Raw genomic sequence first — 14,517 nt, forward strand, 5'->3', positions numbered from 1 at the left:
AAGAAATCAGAACCGCCCGCCGCCACCGGAGTAGCTGCGACTCGACGATCGTGACGAGCCGCCGAACGACGACGGCCGGCCGATGCTGCGGCCGCCGCTGAACCCGCCACCCCAGCTGCCCCCGCGTCGGGAACCGCCGGAGAAGCCGCCGTTGAGCACGCTGCCGATGAGGATTCCGCCGATCACCGCACCCAGATCGCCGCTGTTGTTGCCGTACTGACCGCTGTAGTGCACCTGGGCGCTCTGCACATCGTTGTTGGCCAGCGATTGCGCTTGTGCGGCAAGGGCTGCCGCGCCGTTGGCGTGTGCGATGGCCTCCGCGGGCGCGTTCTTCTGCTTGGCCTCGGCGGCCTCGAGTTGTCGACTGGCTTCCGAGAGCCGGGTGCGGGCCTCCGGGCCGATGCTGCCACGGCGGGTGTCGATGAAATCCGAGACCGCTTTGACCCGCGACCGCGCGGTGAACAGCGACTGCTCCAGGATCCGGGCCTGCTTCTCGGCTTCCTGACGCTGTTCGGCCACGGCGGCCAGCAGAGCATCGAGGTCGGCATCAGCCTTGGTCAAGGCGGTGAAAGAGCCCAACGGGTCGCTCGAGCCCGAGGTGTGGGCCTCGGCCACCGCGGCGACGGCGGCGTCGCGCGCCGCGGCCAACTCGTCGGCGCGCGGCGTGCCGTCCTGGCGCAATTGCGCCGCGGCCTGGTCGATACCCGACTGGATGTCGGCGATCGCGGCGGGCAATCCGTTGATCGCCCGATTGATGTCGGTGCCCGCGCTGTCGATGGCATCGAGCAGCGTTTGCGCCTGCCCGAGTGCCGACTCGGCGGCATGGATGTCGTCGATCAACCCGATCTGATCGCCCGCCGGTCGCGCGACCAAGGCGCGAGCGCTGGTGATGTGCTGATCGGCGAAGCCCAACCGCTGCCGGGCCTCTTGGATGTTGCCCGCCACCGCGGCCAGCGCCGTCGTCGAAAACTGCCCGTTCAACCGCGTCAGCGTGACGCCTGCCGGTTCCAGCCGCGCGGTCAGCGCCACCATCTGCTGAGTCAGGGCGTCGAGGCGCGACGGTGCGTTGATCAGGAGGTTGCGCAGTTGTTCGAAGGCGTCGCTCTGGGTCTCCAGCTGACGGTCGGCCCGGGCCGCGGCCACCACCACCCGGGTCAGCAGATCGCGGCGCTGCAGTGGTGATTCGGGGATCGCGTCATCGAGGGTCTGGCGGACGTTGAAGGCCTGCGCCAAGGTGGTTTTCGCGTTCTCCAGGGCTTTGCGGAACGGTTCGGTCTCAGCCGTGCCGAATTCCTCGACGGCCAAGGCAAGCTCGCCTTCGCTGGTCCGCACGGCGTTGTCCACGTCGACCACGATCGCCTTGGACAGCTCGTCGAGCGCTTCGATGGGCACCGACGCCAGGGCGTTGGGGTCGGTGGCATCCACCCGCTGGGCCGCCTCGAACTCGGCCGCTCGGCGCTTGGACCTGCGGCGTCGTCCCCACACCCAGAGGGCCAGCGCCAGCAGCACGATCACACCGAACACCGTCACGAAACCCACCCAGGACACCCCGGAGTTCGACGCGGGCGGGTCGGCGTTGAGCCCGTCGGCCGCGCCGATCGCGGCTTGTGCCCAGTCGTCGTCACGCAGCGCGGGTTCGATGACGTTGCGGCGCACGTCGTCGGAGCGCCCGGCCACGCCGGCCGGCGCGGTCGACGGCACCTGGAACGCGAATTCCCGGTCTTCGATCGCCACCGCCAGCAGTGCGTCGTCGTCACCGAAGCCGCTGAGCCGCATGGTGTTCTGTGCCCAGTCGACGCCGTTCTGACCGTCGAACGACTCGACGAACACGACGAACAGCTGCACTCTTTTCTCGTCGTAGAGCCGGTCGAGTGCCGACTGCACCTCATCGCGGTCCGAACCCGACAGCGCCCCGGCGTTGTCGGTCACCTGGGTGGGCAGCCGGAACGGCGGTTCGGCGGCAACCACGGGGGCGGCGAGCAGTCCGGCGGTCAAGGCCACCAGGAGCAGGCTGAGCAGGCGGGGGATGCGCATGCCCGTCAATCTAGTGCCGCTGTGAGTGGCTGTCCGTGACCTCGGCGCCCTCCTGGCAGACTGTGCCCCGGTGAGTACGACAGTGAAAGACCATTACAGCGCGTTCGACCGTGAACGTCAGGTGCCAGAAGCACCGAAGAGCGCAGCGGTGCCGGGAACCAACACCGAGCACCGCAGTGACTTCGCGCGCGACCGCGCCCGGGTGCTGCACTGTGTCGCGTTCCGTCGGCTCGCCGACAAGACCCAGGTGGTGGGTCCGCGGGAGAGTGAAACCCCGCGTACCCGGCTGACGCACTCGCTGGAGGTCGCCCAGATCGGCCGCGGTATGGCGATCGGGCTGGGCTGCGACCCGGACCTGGTGGACCTCGCCGGCCTGGCGCACGACATCGGCCATCCGCCGTACGGGCACAACGGTGAGCGGGCCCTCGACGACATCGCCAAGATCTTCGGGGGTTTCGAGGGCAACGCGCAGAACTTCCGGATCTTGACCCGTCTGGAACCCAAAGTCCTTGACGGCCAGGGCCGTTCGGCTGGATTGAATCTGACCAGGGCGGCGCTGGACGCGGTGACCAAGTACCCGTGGCGGCGCTCGGCCGAGCGCAAGAAGTTCGGTTTCTATGACGACGACGGCGCCGGCGCCGATTGGGTCCGCACCGGAGCGCCGGTGGACCGTCCGTGCCTGGAAGCCCAGGTGATGGACTGGGCCGATGACGTCGCCTATTCCGTGCACGATGTCGAAGACGGTGTGATCTCCGGACGCATCGATCTGCGGGTGCTCGCCGACCCCGATGCCGCCGCCTCCCTGGCCCGCCTCGGTGCGCAGGCGTTTCCAGGAGTCGTGCACGACGATCTGTTTGAGGCCGCGCAGCGCCTGTCCCAACTCCCGGTGGTGGCCGCGGTCGGAAAGTACGACGGCACCCTGGCGGCGTCGGTGGCGCTCAAACGCCTGACCAGCGAACTCGTCGGCCGGTTCGCCAACGCGGCGATCACCGAGACCCGCGCTGTTGCCGGTGGGGGCCCGGTGCTCCGTTTCAACGCCGACCTGGCGGTGCCGGCCCCGGTGCGGGCCGAAGTGGCGGTGCTGAAGATCCTCGCGCTGCAGTTCATCATGTCCGACCACGTGCACCTGGGCATCCAGGCCGACCAGCGCACCCGGATTCACGAGGTGGCGCTGCTGCTGTGGGCGCAGGCGCCGGGCAGCCTGGACCCCCAGTTCGCTCCCGAGTTCGTTGCCGCCGAGGACGACGGAGCCCGGCTGCGGGTGGTGATCGACCAGATCGCCTCCTATACCGAGTCCCGGCTGGAACGCGTGCATGAAGCGCGTTCGCCTCGACCTCTAGACTGAACCGATGGCCGGGCGGATTTCTGATCGCGATATCGCGGCCATTCGTGAACAAACCCGCATCGAGGACCTCGTCGGTGATTACGTGCAGCTGCGCCGCGCCGGAGCGGACTCGCTGAAAGGGCTGTGCCCGTTCCACGACGAGAAATCGCCGTCGTTCCACGTGCGCCCCAACCACGGCCATTTTCACTGCTTCGGCTGTGGCGAGGGCGGCGACGTCTACGCCTTCCTGCAGAAGATCGAGCACATCAGCTTCGTCGAGGCCGTCGAGCTGCTGGCCGACCGCATCAACTACACCGTCACCTACACCGGGGCCTCGACCACCAACGTCCAGCGCGACAGGGGCAGCCGCAGCCGGTTGATCGCCGCCAACGCCGCGGCCGCCGAGTTCTACGCCGAGCAGTTGGAGACCCCCGAGGCCGCGACGGCCCGGCAGTATCTGACCGAACGCAATTTTGATGCCGCCGCCGCGCGGCTCTTCGGCTGCGGGTACGCGCCGTCCGGCTGGGACACCCTGACAAAGCACCTGTTGCGCAAAGGGTTCGAGTATAAGGAGCTCGAGGCCGCGGGCTTGTCGCGCGAGGGAAAGCGCGGCCCCATGGACCGGTTCCACCGCCGGCTGTTGTGGCCGATCCGCGGCTCGTCAGGCGAGGTCATCGGCTTCGGTGCGCGCCGGTTGTTCGACGACGACCAGAACCAGGCCAAGTACGTCAACACCCCCGAGACCACCCTGTACAAGAAGTCGAACGTGCTGTTCGGCATCGACCAGGCCAAACGCGATATCGCCCGTGGCCATCAGGCCGTCGTGGTGGAGGGTTACACCGATGTCATGGCCATGCACCTGGCCGGCGTGACGACTGCGGTGGCCTCGTGCGGCACCGCGTTCGGCGACGAGCACCTTTCCATGCTGCGTCGACTCATGATGGACGACAAGTTCTTTCGCGGCGAACTCATCTACGTTTTCGACGGCGATGCCGCGGGTCGGGCCGCGGCGCTGAAAGCCTTTGAGGGCGAGCAGAATCTGGCCGGGCAGTCCTTCGTGGCTGTCGCCGCCGACGGGATGGATCCGTGCGATCTGCGGCTCAAGCAGGGCGACACCGCGTTGCGGGACCTGGTGGCGCGACGAACTCCGTTGTTCGAGTTCGCCATTCGCACCGCGCTGGCCGAATCCGATCTCGACACCGCCGAGGGCCGGGTGGCGGCGTTGCGCCGTTGTGTTCCGATGGTGGCCAAGATCAAGGACCCCACGTTGCGCGACGAGTACGCCAGGCAGCTGGCCGGCTGGGTCGGCTGGGACGACGTGCCCCAGGTGATCCGGCGGGTGCGCGAGCAGGCGAAGGATCCGCGGGCCCGGGCCGATACCAGGCGGGCCGCGCCGGTGCGCAAAGCTCCGGTGGCCAGCCGGCCGGACCCTCGCGACCCGACGTTGTGGCCGCAGCGCGAAGCCCTCAAATCGGCGTTGCAGTATCCGGCGCTGGCCGGGCCGGTGTTCGACTCGCTGACCGTCGAGAGCTTCACCCATCCCGGCTACGCGGCGGTGCGCACCTCCATCGAGGCTGCGGGCGGGACCGCGACCAGTGCCGGTGGCGCGCAATGGATCGACCAGGTGCGCCAGCAGTCCGCCTCGCCGGCGGTCGCCGCGTTGATCAACGAGCTGAGTGTGGAAGCGGTGCAGGTCACCGACGAGGAGAAACTGCCGCGCTACATCTCCAGCGTTCTCGCCCGCCTGCAGGAAGTGTGGATCGGCAGGCAGATCGCCGAGGTGAAGTCCAAACTGCAACGCATGTCGCCGGTGGACCAGGGCGATGAATACCACGCCCTGTTCGGCGACTTGGTGGCCATGGAGGCCTACCGGCGCAGCCTCTTGCAGCAGGCAAGTGGGGAAGACCTGACTGCGTGAGTGGTGTTCTCGGGTTAGGCTTCGCAGGAGGCCGGGGAAGCTGATCGTCGAGCGAAAGGCACATTGATGGGATCCACGCGACGCATGGTGGTTGTCGGCGCATTTGCTGCGGCCGCGGTCGCAGCACCCCTCTACGCGGCGTTGAGCACCCCGGAGCCCACGAGCACCGAGGCCAAATGCCTGGCGTGGCTCGGCTCCAAGGGTGACGGCCAGTGCATCGGCAATTCGCTCGGCAGCCAGTCGCCCACCCTCAACGGCGCAGGCTTGAGCCCCACCAGCCCCGGACCGGCCATGGGCGGTATCGGTGTGGGAACCCCGGGTGTCGGCATCGGTAACGGTGGCTTCTACACCTCGCCGCTGTTGCCGGGCACCTCGGTCAACATCCCGCTGGGCTGATCAGAGCTTCCGTTCGGGTTCGATCACCGAGGTCTTGTCATCGATCTCGGTGAGTTTCACCAACGCCGGGTCAGGGGAGACCTGCTCGGCGATCTTGCGCCGTCCGGCGTCCAATGCCGCCTTGGCCGCGGGGTGCCCGGTCACCGCCCGGTAGGTTCCGGCGATCTGTTCGTAGCGGCGACGGCCGGCCTTGGCGCCCAGCACATAGCCGACTCCCAGTACGGCGATCATGCGGATCACTGCGCTGCCTCCCGAGTTCTCGAATGTTGTTGACCATCCTGCCTCATCGGCGGGCGGGGCATCCGGCAGCGGTAGGCCGGGACTGGCGGCCGCATCCGTCACTGGTTGCTCATCTGACGCATTGCTCGATGGCCGCACTTCACGTCGGTGAGCGAGACGTAGGAGAATTTGCTGGTTCTGCCACCGGGCGGTGGCACCGCGCCCTATGCTCGGGCGCATGTGGGGAACATCGTTCAAGAGCGCCAAGTTCGGTGGCGCCGCTGTGGCGGCGGTGATGCTGTGGGGGCTGTCGGGAGCGCCGGCGGCAGCCGAACCGGACCCGCTGGTGCCGCAGCCGCCGCTGTGGTGCCCGGGCAATCCGCCGGGGGCCATCTCGGCGTCGGGGTATGGCGGCTACTGCGAAGGTAAGAGTTTCCCGGACGGCACCCGCCTCAACGCGTACGCCATCGGCATGTTCTGGCAGCCGATGCGCTGCATCGTTCCGAACGGGTCGATGACGCCGCCGCTGGCGCCGCCCGGAGGGTGCGGGGGTTTGTTCGGCTAGGCAAAGAAAAGCTCCCCCGGATGGACTCGAACCATCAACCGCCCGATTAACAGTCGGGAGCTCTGCCAATTGAGCTACAGGGGATTGGCGAAGACAGACTCTAGCGTACGAAGCCTGTCGACCGATAATCGCCAGGTCGCGGTGGTTTTTCCTCTGGACGTTCGCGCGGTTCACCCCGGTGTGACGCGGCTGCACAGGCTCGCAGCCGTCGGCGATCCGTGGCCTCTGGCGGGGTGCGGGTTCAGTCCGCCCGAGGCGCCACGTGCCGCCACAGCGGCAGCATGCGGCGCCGCCGACGGCCCCGGCGCGGAGGCGGTCCAGCGAGCGGTCGCCGGCCTACCGGCGGCGCAGTGGGTGGAATCGGGCCGCGGTCACGCCGCTGACTGTCGTCTGCAGTGTTCGGGTGGCCCAGAAGGGCGCCACCGCGGCGACGCCCGGGAAGGTGTTGTTCCTCGACCACAACACGCCGCTGGGCACGCCGACGCCGGACCCCACGCCCTACGTCACCGCCGTGCCGTCGGGATCGCACACCGTGACGGTGCAATACCAGTGGCTGGCCGGCAGTGGACCCGAGCCCGAACCCCTAATCGTCGGTGGGATCCGGCGTTGCGTCGTCGGGTAGCGGCAGTCCGTCGGCGCCGGGGGTGGCGGGGGCGGACACGATTTCGTCCTTTTCGTCAGCCGTTACATTTTCGTCTGGAGTTGTCATGCACACGAGATACCCCGCTTGGTCCGGGACCTAACAACCCGCCTAGGTCCACAGATACAGTCCCGACAGCACGGCCCACAGCGCCACGCAGTACAGCTCGAACGCCATGCGCAGGGGCACTGGTGCACGGCGCAGTTCCATGAAGTCCAGGCCCACCAGCCGGATCTTCGCGGCCGCGATGGCCAGCACCACCACCGCGATCCTCGACCCGGTGCCGTGGTCGGCGCCCACCAGCCAGGACGCCAGCGTCGCTGCGATCAGCAGCAGCCAGCTCAGCCCCGCGCGGTTGGCCACCAATCCGAGGACCTTCATCAGCTCACCAGGTACAGCAGCGGGAACAGCACGATCCACAAGAGGTCCACCAGATGCCAGAAGCAGGCCCCGCCTTCGATCAGCGCCATCCGGGTGCTGCTCACCTCCGACACGCGCGCCTGGCCCAACAGCGCCACCAAGACCCCGATGCCGACGCAGACGTGCAACAGGTGCAGCCCGGTCAAGATAAAGTAGTACAGGTAGAAATCGCTGGCACCCGGGCCGTGGCCCGCCGCGCCCAGCGACACGTATTCGTACACCTTCAGCGCCACGAACAGCACACCGGAACCGATCGCGGCGCTCACCGCTCGGGTTGCAAGACCGCCTGAGCCGGACCGTAATGCGCCGAGGTACACCACCACGCACAGCGAACTGGTCAGCAGCACCAACGTGTTGATCAGCCCCACGCCCAGCTGCAGGGTCCGCCGCCCTTGGTCGAAAAGTTCAGGGGCCGAGGCTCTTTCGACCAGAAAGGTGCCGAAGAACACCGCGAACACCAGCATGTCCCCGAACAGGAAGACCCACGTGCCCTGCTCGCCCGGTATGCGGCGGCGCGGCGCAGCGACGGTCACGAGACGGCGGCCAGTGCCGATTCCTGTTCGGAGCGCTGCTGGGCGGTGATTCCGTGTAGCAGCACATAAGTGGTGGTGAACATCCACAGCGTCAACGCCAGACCGGGGAGGTAGAAGGCGAATACGCCGTGCCAGGCCAGGGGTCCGTCGTTGAATACCACCACCACGCACCCGGGAAGTGACAGCATCGCCACCCACAGATTGAAGTAGCCGTACCAGCGCGGGAACGTCGGTGGGTCCCCGGTGTCGCAGAACGAGGCCGCGGCCAACGTGAGGTTCTGCACCACGATGGTGCCGACGATGCCGATGAACATCAACCAGAACACGTCGTTGAGCGCGAGGGTGATCTCGGCGGGGCGGGTCTCGGGCCGGAACGCGGCGGCGGCCATGATGAGGAACGGAAACAGTAGCGCCGGAACGAAAATGGTGGCCGCGAACAGCTGGGTCAGCGACAGCATGCCCCACTGGCCTTCGGCGCGGCGGATGCGCAGCACGATCGTCGCGAGGAAGGGCAGCGCGATCACCGCGGTCAGAATGCAGCCGGCGACCCCGAGCCGCACCAGGATCTTGTTGTCGACGTAGAAGCCGGCGATCTCGTCGGCCGAGGCGGTGGGCGACAGCGGTGGGAACATCCCGGCCAGCCCGGAGAAACAGGTGCCGTAGAGCACCAGCATGACGGTCCCGCACCACGCGCCGACGCGCTGCAACCTCAGCTCCACGGCGCCGACGCTACTGCGCCGGGTCTTCGCTTATGGCAATTTTGTCAAAACTCAGGCGGGGATGACACCGGGTTCCGACGGGTGCACGTCGGAGCCCAACATCTCGGCGTAGCGCAACTGTGCGGGGATGCCGAAACCGTCCACCAGCAGCTCGGCAAACGGACGCAGCTTGCGGCAGCGGTCGTTGATGCCGCGGGTGACGGCTTTGGCGCGCTCGATGGACAGGAAGCGGTGCTCGACGAACCACGCCTTGTCGTCTTCGATGACGCTCAGGGCGTACAGATCACACACCAGGCCGAGGACCTCGCGGGCCTTTTCGTCCTCGCACGCCTCGATACCGGCGACGAAGGCCTCCAGGATGATCCGGTCGATGTGAGCGGTGGCGGCATGCAGCACATGGTCCTGCACCGAGTTGAACGCATCGAAAGCCGACATCTCCTTGGACTTGCCCTGCAGCCGGCGCGCCACCGAAGCGATCATGTACTCCTCGCGGTCCTCGAACATCTTGACCTGGGTACCGCGGTTGAAGAGGCTGCCTTCTTCCTCGTTGTCCTGCCGGGTATCGAGGATGGTCTGCATGATCGTCTCGGCGGCGGTGCGTTTGAGGACCCGCTCACCGGCGAAGTTGGCCGCAAAGCGCACCCATTCCACCGGGCTCATGCCCTTGATGTCGTCGGCGTAGGCGGTCAGCAGCTCCTTGGCCACCAGCTGGGTCAGCACGTGGTTGTCACCCTCGAATGTGGTGAACACGTCGGTGTCGGCTTTGAGTGCGATCAGGCGGTTGTCGGCGAGATACCCTGCGCCGCCGCAGGCTTCGCGGGCTTCTTGGATCGCCTTGGTGGCGTGCCAGGTGTTGGCGGCTTTGAGACCGGCCGCGCGCGACTCCAGTTCGCGCTGTTCCTCGGCGTCGGGATTGTCGGCGGTCTGCAGTTCGTGGCACTTGGCCACGAGCTCGTTCTGGGCGAATTGCAGCGCGTAGGACTTCGCGATCAACGGGAACAACCGGCGCTGGTGCACCAGGTAGTCCATGATTAGCACCTCGTCTCCGTCGGGTGCCTGGAATTGCTTGCGCTGCAGGGCATATCGGGTAGCGATGTCCAGAGCCACGCGGGCGGCGGCGCCGGCACTGCCGCCCACTGTCACCCGGCCACGGATCAACGTGCCCAGCATCGTGAAGAACCGTCGGTTCGGGTTCTTGATCGAGGACGTGTACGTGCCGTCCGCGGCGACGTCGGCGTACTTGTTCAGCAGGTTCTCCCGGGGAATCCGCACATGGTCGAACATGATGCGGCCGTTGTCGACGCCGGGCAGCCCGCCCTTGTAGTGGCAGTCCGAGGTGGTGATGCCCGGCAGGTCGTTGCCGTCGTCGTCGCGCAGCGGCACCACGAAACAGTGCACGCCATGGTTGGTGCCGCCGGTGATCAGCTGTGCGAAAACGGCTGCCACCCGCGCGGTCTCGGCGGCGCCGCCGATGTAGTCCTTGCGCGAAGACGGGGTGGGGGAGTTGATGATGAACTCCTCGGTCCCCGGGTCGTAGCTGGCAGTGGTCTCGATGGACTGCACGTCGCTGCCGTGACCGGTCTCGGTCATGGCGAAGCACCCGAGCAACTCGAGATCGATGAGCTTCTTGACATACGCCTCGTGGTGGCGTTCGGTGCCCAGATTCTCGATGGCCCCGCCGAACAGCCCCCACTGCACCCCGGCTTTGACCATCAGCGACAAGTCACTCATCGCGAGCATCTCGATGCGGGTGACGGCGGCGCCGACGTCACCGTTGCCGCCGTGCTCCTTCTTGAAGCCGTCCTCGGCTGCGCCGTGGGCCGCCATGATCCGCATCTGCTCGGCCACCTTGGTCCGCGCGATCACCGTGTTCGGGGTGTAGTGCGGTTTGAAGACTTCACCCGACAGTTCGGTGCGCATGTCGTTCTTCACGTCGCGCCAGCGGCCGTCGAGGGCGTTCCGGAGATGCTCGGCAATCGTCGTCATTACTGAACGGTAACCCGCCGTCGGCCTGCGCAAACTGTGATGTGGTAAACCCAGGGCAGCCTGAATGGATCCAGCCACGAGCCGATGGCGTTAGATGACGGCATGTCCGAACGGATCCGCCTGCCTCACGAGTACGACCACCGGCATTCCGATGTCAGCGGCGGCTGGTTGCGGGCCGCCACCTTCGGGGCGATGGACGGCCTGGTGTCCAACACGGCGCTGATCGCCGGGGTGGCTGCCGGCGCCAGCGCCGACGCGGTGGTGTTGTCGGGTGTGGCGGGGTTGTTGGCGGGATCCTTCTCGATGGCGCTGGGGGAGTACACCTCGGTGACGACGGCCAACGAGCAGATCGATTCCGAGGTCAAGGTCGAAAAGCGTGCGTTCCGGGCCAACCCGCGCGGCGAGAAAGCCGAACTGGTGCACATGCTGATGCAGATGGGCATGACCGAACCCACCGCCACGCAGGCCACCGAGGAACTGCACCGCGACGAGACGCGGGCGGTGAACTTCCACCTGGTGCAAGAACTCGGAGTCGATCCGTCCGAGAAGCCGTCGCCCTGGGTGGCGGCCGGCTCGTCGTTCGTCATGTTCGCCCTCGGCGCGCTCATCCCGCTCATCCCGTTTCTGCTCGGCTTCCAGTCGCTGTGGTGGGGATTGGCGTGTGGCGGCGTCGGCCTGTTGGTGGTCGGCGGGCTGGCAGCCCGGTTCACGCGCCGGCCGTGGTACTGGTCGAGCCTGCGGCAGTTGTGCTTCGGCGGCCTTGCCATCGCGGCCACCTATGTGGTCGGGCACCTCATTGGCGTCGCTGTTGCCTGATGTTCACCGGGCTGGCCTAGCTTCACCGGAGTGCACAACCGCATCCTGCCGCTCGCCGCTGCCGCCCTACTGGTCGCGTCACCCATAGCCGTCGCTCGTGCCGAAGGTCCGGCGCTGACCTATCTGGGCAAGGTGGAGCTGCCGGCAGCGACCGTGTACGACGGCACACTGGTGGGCGGGTTGTCCGGAATCAGCTACAACCCCGACGATCAGCTGTACTACATCGTCAGCGACGACAAGTCCGAGCACAATCCGGCCCGGTTCTACACCGCGCGAATTGCCCTGTCCGACAGTGGTATCGCCCACCCGCAGATCGTGGGGACCACGGCTTTTCAGGGGCTGGCTGCTGACGCGCCCCCGGACCCGGAGGGCATCGCCGTGGACCCGGCCCGCCACCGGCTGTATTGGTCGAGTGAGGGGGCCCGCGATGTCGATGGTGGGCTGCTGCTGAGTCCGCGAGTGCGGATCTCGGGGTTCGGCGGCAACCCGCTGGGCGAGTTCGAGCTGCTGCCGGGGATGCGGGTGTCACCTGATGAACAGGGGCCCCGCGAGAACCGCGCCCTCGAAGGGCTGACGCTGACACCGGACGGGGGCTCGGTCTTCGCGGCGATGGAGGGTCCCGTCTTCGCCGACGGCGCCCTGCCTGACGAGAGCGCAGGCGCGTTGACCCGGGTCACGCGCTTCGACGCTCAAACAAACGCGGCAACAGGGCAATTCGCGTACCCGCTCGACGCGGTGAGTGCGGGCCCGGGTGGCGACAACGGACTGTCGGATCTGCTGGCGCTCGACGACGGCACCTTCCTGGTGCTCGAACGGGGCTTCGGTACCCACAGTGAGGTGCGGATCTATCACGCGGCCATCGGTGAGGCCGAGGATGTACTGCATCGGCCCAGCCTGCTGGGTGCGCCGGTGCGGCCCATGACCAAGACGTTGCTGGCGGACCTGGCCACCATCGACGGCCTCGATCCAGACAACGTGGAGGGACTCACGCTCGGGCCGCTACTTCCGAGCGGGCGCCGGTCGCTGGTGTTGGTCAGCGATGACAACTTCAGCGACACCCAGGTGACGCAGTTCCTGTTGTTCGCGCTCTGATCTGTCTTCTCGATGTGTCGCCGCAAGGCGGGGCCGGCGGGTAGTTGCTGCCACCGGCCGCACAATTGCTGCCAACGGAAATCAAAGCGCTGAGCTGCGGGTTCTACCTGTCAGAGCACCACGAACCGCGACCCACAGACCTCTCTGCGAGCCACGATTCGCACATCTTTCACAGAGAGAGAAGACCATGAAGAAGTTCGGATTCGCGACCATCGCCGCCACCGCTCTGACCGCCGGGTTCCTGGGCCTGGCCGCTCCCGCGGTCGCCGCCCCCACCGGTGCGGGCAATGCCCAAGACACCATCTCCTCGCTGGAGGCGCAGGGGTACAAGGTGATCGTCAACCGCTTGGGCAACGCCCCGCTCAACGAGGCCAACGTCGTCTCCGTCGGTGAGGGGCCCAGCTTCGTCCACCCGACATCGGGCCTGCGGCTGCGTGACAACTACACCGACCACGACCACAACTTCGGGTCGGAGAAGGTGCAGTCGGTGTACGTCACCGTGCGCTAGGTCCAATGCCAAGAGCCGCACCCCGTTCGGGTGCGGCTCTTGGCATTCGAGGCTGAACTCAGACTGGCCGATACCCGCAGAACCGTTGACCGGACTCTGGGTGGAATCGATCATCCGAGATGGCCGAAGTGCAGGACTCAGCTTGCGTCGGCCAGCGCCTCGTCCTGAGCCAGCTCCTCAGTGGTCTCCGGCTCGTCGATCCCCGGCAACCACCGCCTGGCCACGAACAACACCACCGCGCCCAGCAGTACCGCACCTGCACCCACCCAGTACGGCAGGTGGACGCTGACCTGTTCGCCCAGCACGCCGGCCAGCCACGGGGCCAGGGCGGCGCCGGCGAACCGCACGAAACTGTAAGCGGCCGAAGCAACTCCGCGTTCGACGGGCGCGGCCTTCATCACGGTCTCGGTGATCAGAGTGTTGTTCACACCGATCCACAGACCGGCGACGATGACGCAGACCGCCAGCACCACTTTGTCGGAGGTGAACACCGCCATGACCGCCAGCGTCGCCGTCATCAGCAGCAGGTTGACGATCAACACCGGCACGGTGCCGAAGCGGTGTTGCAGCCGCGGCGCGGCCACCACCGAGGTGAAGGCCAGCGCCAGGCCCCAGCCGAAGAAGATCAGCCCGATGCCGTGCGCGTCCATGTCGAGCGGAAACGGTGTGAAGGCCAGCAGTGTGAAAAAGCCGAAGTTGTACAGCAGCGCGGTGATCGCGACACCGAGCAGACCGCGATGGCGCAGCGCGCGGAACGGGTCCAGCAGTGACGTCGCGCGCGCCGCCCGCGGGGTGGCGGGCAACAGGAAGGCGGTCACCAGCACCGCGACCGCCATCAGCGCCGAGACGCCGAAGAACGGCCCGCGCCAGGAGAGGGAACCGAGCACACCGCCGACCAGGGGCCCGATCGCGATGCCCAGACCGAGCGCCGCCTCATAGAGGATGATGGCCTGCGCCACCGACCCGCGTGCCGAACTGACGATGGTGGCGAGCGCGGTCGCGACGAACAACGCGTTGCCCAGTCCCCACAGTGCGCGCCAGCCGACGATCTCCGTGACGGTCTCGGACATCCCCGCCAGCCCGGCACCGGCGATGATGATCACCAGCCGAGCAGCAGGGTGCGTTTGGGTCCGATCCGCGAGGAGACCACCCCGGTGATGAGCATGGCGACACCCATCACCGCCATGTAGCTGGTGAACAGCAGCGACACCTGTGACGGCGTGGCATCCAGATTGTCGGCGATCGGTTTGAGGATGGGGTCGACGAGGCCGATCCCCATGAAGGCCACCACGGACGCGAATGCCACGGCCCAAACCGCTTTGGGCTGACGCCACATATAGATTTCCT

At 67.1% G+C, this 14,517-nt stretch carries 14 protein-coding genes, 1 tRNA gene and 1 pseudogene; 8 read left to right on the forward strand and 8 right to left on the reverse strand.

Going from position 1 to position 14,517, the window contains the following annotated elements; genetic code table 11:
- Positions 1-6: 6 nt before the first annotated feature.
- On the reverse strand, positions 7-2,034 hold the full coding sequence (locus tag AC3A6P_RS00810) for a TPM domain-containing protein (protein ID WP_487687153.1): 2,028 nt from the start codon (positions 2,032-2,034) through the stop codon (positions 7-9).
- Positions 2,035-2,104: 70 nt separating this feature from the next.
- Here AC3A6P_RS00810 and AC3A6P_RS00815 point away from each other — a divergent pair, with 70 nt between their 5' ends.
- The 3 genes from AC3A6P_RS00815 (at position 2,105) to AC3A6P_RS00825 (ending at position 5,672) form a co-directional block, all read left to right on the forward strand.
- Positions 2,105-3,379, forward strand: a complete 1,275-nt coding sequence (locus tag AC3A6P_RS00815) for a deoxyguanosinetriphosphate triphosphohydrolase (protein ID WP_487687155.1) — start codon at positions 2,105-2,107, stop codon at positions 3,377-3,379.
- 4 nt (positions 3,380-3,383) lie between these two features.
- Positions 3,384-5,276 carry a DNA primase gene (dnaG, locus tag AC3A6P_RS00820; protein WP_487687157.1) on the forward strand — a complete coding sequence of 631 codons (1,893 nt, stop codon included), beginning with the start codon at positions 3,384-3,386 and terminating at the stop codon, positions 5,274-5,276.
- Between the two features lie 66 nt (positions 5,277-5,342).
- Positions 5,343-5,672 (forward strand): DUF7155 family protein, encoded by a 330-nt coding sequence (locus tag AC3A6P_RS00825; protein ID WP_487687160.1) that lies wholly within the window; start codon positions 5,343-5,345, stop codon positions 5,670-5,672.
- On the opposite strand, the gene AC3A6P_RS00830 is transcribed toward AC3A6P_RS00825, so the two are convergent.
- Positions 5,673-5,912, reverse strand: a complete 240-nt coding sequence (locus AC3A6P_RS00830; protein WP_487688096.1) for a hypothetical protein — start codon at positions 5,910-5,912, stop codon at positions 5,673-5,675.
- A gap of 217 nt (positions 5,913-6,129) precedes the next feature.
- On the opposite strand from AC3A6P_RS00830, the gene AC3A6P_RS00835 reads away from it, so the two are divergent.
- Positions 6,130-6,456 carry a hypothetical protein gene (locus AC3A6P_RS00835; protein ID WP_487687163.1) on the forward strand — a complete coding sequence of 109 codons (327 nt, stop codon included), beginning with the start codon at positions 6,130-6,132 and terminating at the stop codon, positions 6,454-6,456.
- Between the two features lie 11 nt (positions 6,457-6,467).
- Here the strand turns inward: AC3A6P_RS00835 and AC3A6P_RS00840 are convergent.
- Positions 6,468-6,540, reverse strand: a tRNA-Asn gene (locus AC3A6P_RS00840).
- 319 nt (positions 6,541-6,859) lie between these two features.
- Between AC3A6P_RS00840 and AC3A6P_RS00845 the strand changes: the two genes are divergently transcribed.
- Positions 6,860-7,078: an LppP/LprE family lipoprotein gene (locus tag AC3A6P_RS00845; protein WP_487687165.1), complete on the forward strand. Its 219-nt coding sequence runs from the start codon at positions 6,860-6,862 to the stop codon at positions 7,076-7,078.
- A 129-nt stretch (positions 7,079-7,207) separates the two neighbouring features.
- On the opposite strand, the gene AC3A6P_RS00850 is transcribed toward AC3A6P_RS00845, so the two are convergent.
- From AC3A6P_RS00850 to AC3A6P_RS00865, 4 genes are all read right to left on the reverse strand, one after another.
- Positions 7,208-7,477 (reverse strand): cytochrome C oxidase subunit IV family protein, encoded by a 270-nt coding sequence (locus AC3A6P_RS00850; RefSeq protein WP_487687168.1) that lies wholly within the window; start codon positions 7,475-7,477, stop codon positions 7,208-7,210.
- Positions 7,477-8,049 carry a cytochrome c oxidase subunit 3 gene (locus tag AC3A6P_RS00855; RefSeq protein WP_487687170.1) on the reverse strand — a complete coding sequence of 191 codons (573 nt, stop codon included), beginning with the start codon at positions 8,047-8,049 and terminating at the stop codon, positions 7,477-7,479. The genes AC3A6P_RS00850 and AC3A6P_RS00855 overlap by 1 nt, the downstream gene beginning before the upstream one ends.
- Complete coding sequence (locus AC3A6P_RS00860) at positions 8,046-8,723, reverse strand: hypothetical protein (protein WP_487688099.1); 678 nt, start codon at positions 8,721-8,723, stop codon at positions 8,046-8,048. Before AC3A6P_RS00860 ends, AC3A6P_RS00855 begins: the two co-directional genes overlap by 4 nt.
- A 96-nt stretch (positions 8,724-8,819) precedes the next feature.
- On the reverse strand, positions 8,820-10,754 hold the full coding sequence (locus AC3A6P_RS00865) for an acyl-CoA dehydrogenase family protein (protein WP_487687173.1): 1,935 nt from the start codon (positions 10,752-10,754) through the stop codon (positions 8,820-8,822).
- 102 nt (positions 10,755-10,856) lie between these two features.
- Between AC3A6P_RS00865 and AC3A6P_RS00870 the strand changes: the two genes are divergently transcribed.
- The 3 genes from AC3A6P_RS00870 (at position 10,857) to AC3A6P_RS00880 (ending at position 13,170) form a co-directional block, all read left to right on the forward strand.
- Positions 10,857-11,570 carry a VIT1/CCC1 transporter family protein gene (locus AC3A6P_RS00870; protein WP_487687176.1) on the forward strand — a complete coding sequence of 238 codons (714 nt, stop codon included), beginning with the start codon at positions 10,857-10,859 and terminating at the stop codon, positions 11,568-11,570.
- Positions 11,571-11,600: 30 nt separating this feature from the next.
- The gene (locus AC3A6P_RS00875; RefSeq protein WP_487687177.1) at positions 11,601-12,662 is read left to right on the forward strand and encodes an esterase-like activity of phytase family protein; all 1,062 of its coding nucleotides are present in this window, start codon (positions 11,601-11,603) and stop codon (positions 12,660-12,662) included.
- Between the two features lie 187 nt (positions 12,663-12,849).
- Positions 12,850-13,170, forward strand: a complete 321-nt coding sequence (locus tag AC3A6P_RS00880; RefSeq protein ID WP_487687179.1) for a hypothetical protein — start codon at positions 12,850-12,852, stop codon at positions 13,168-13,170.
- 137 nt (positions 13,171-13,307) lie between these two features.
- Here AC3A6P_RS00880 and AC3A6P_RS00885 read toward each other — a convergent pair.
- Positions 13,308-14,506: pseudogene (locus AC3A6P_RS00885) on the reverse strand (MFS transporter).
- Positions 14,507-14,517: the final 11 nt, after the last annotated feature.

Source organism: Mycobacterium sp. Soil_C_30 (genome assembly GCF_057656995.1).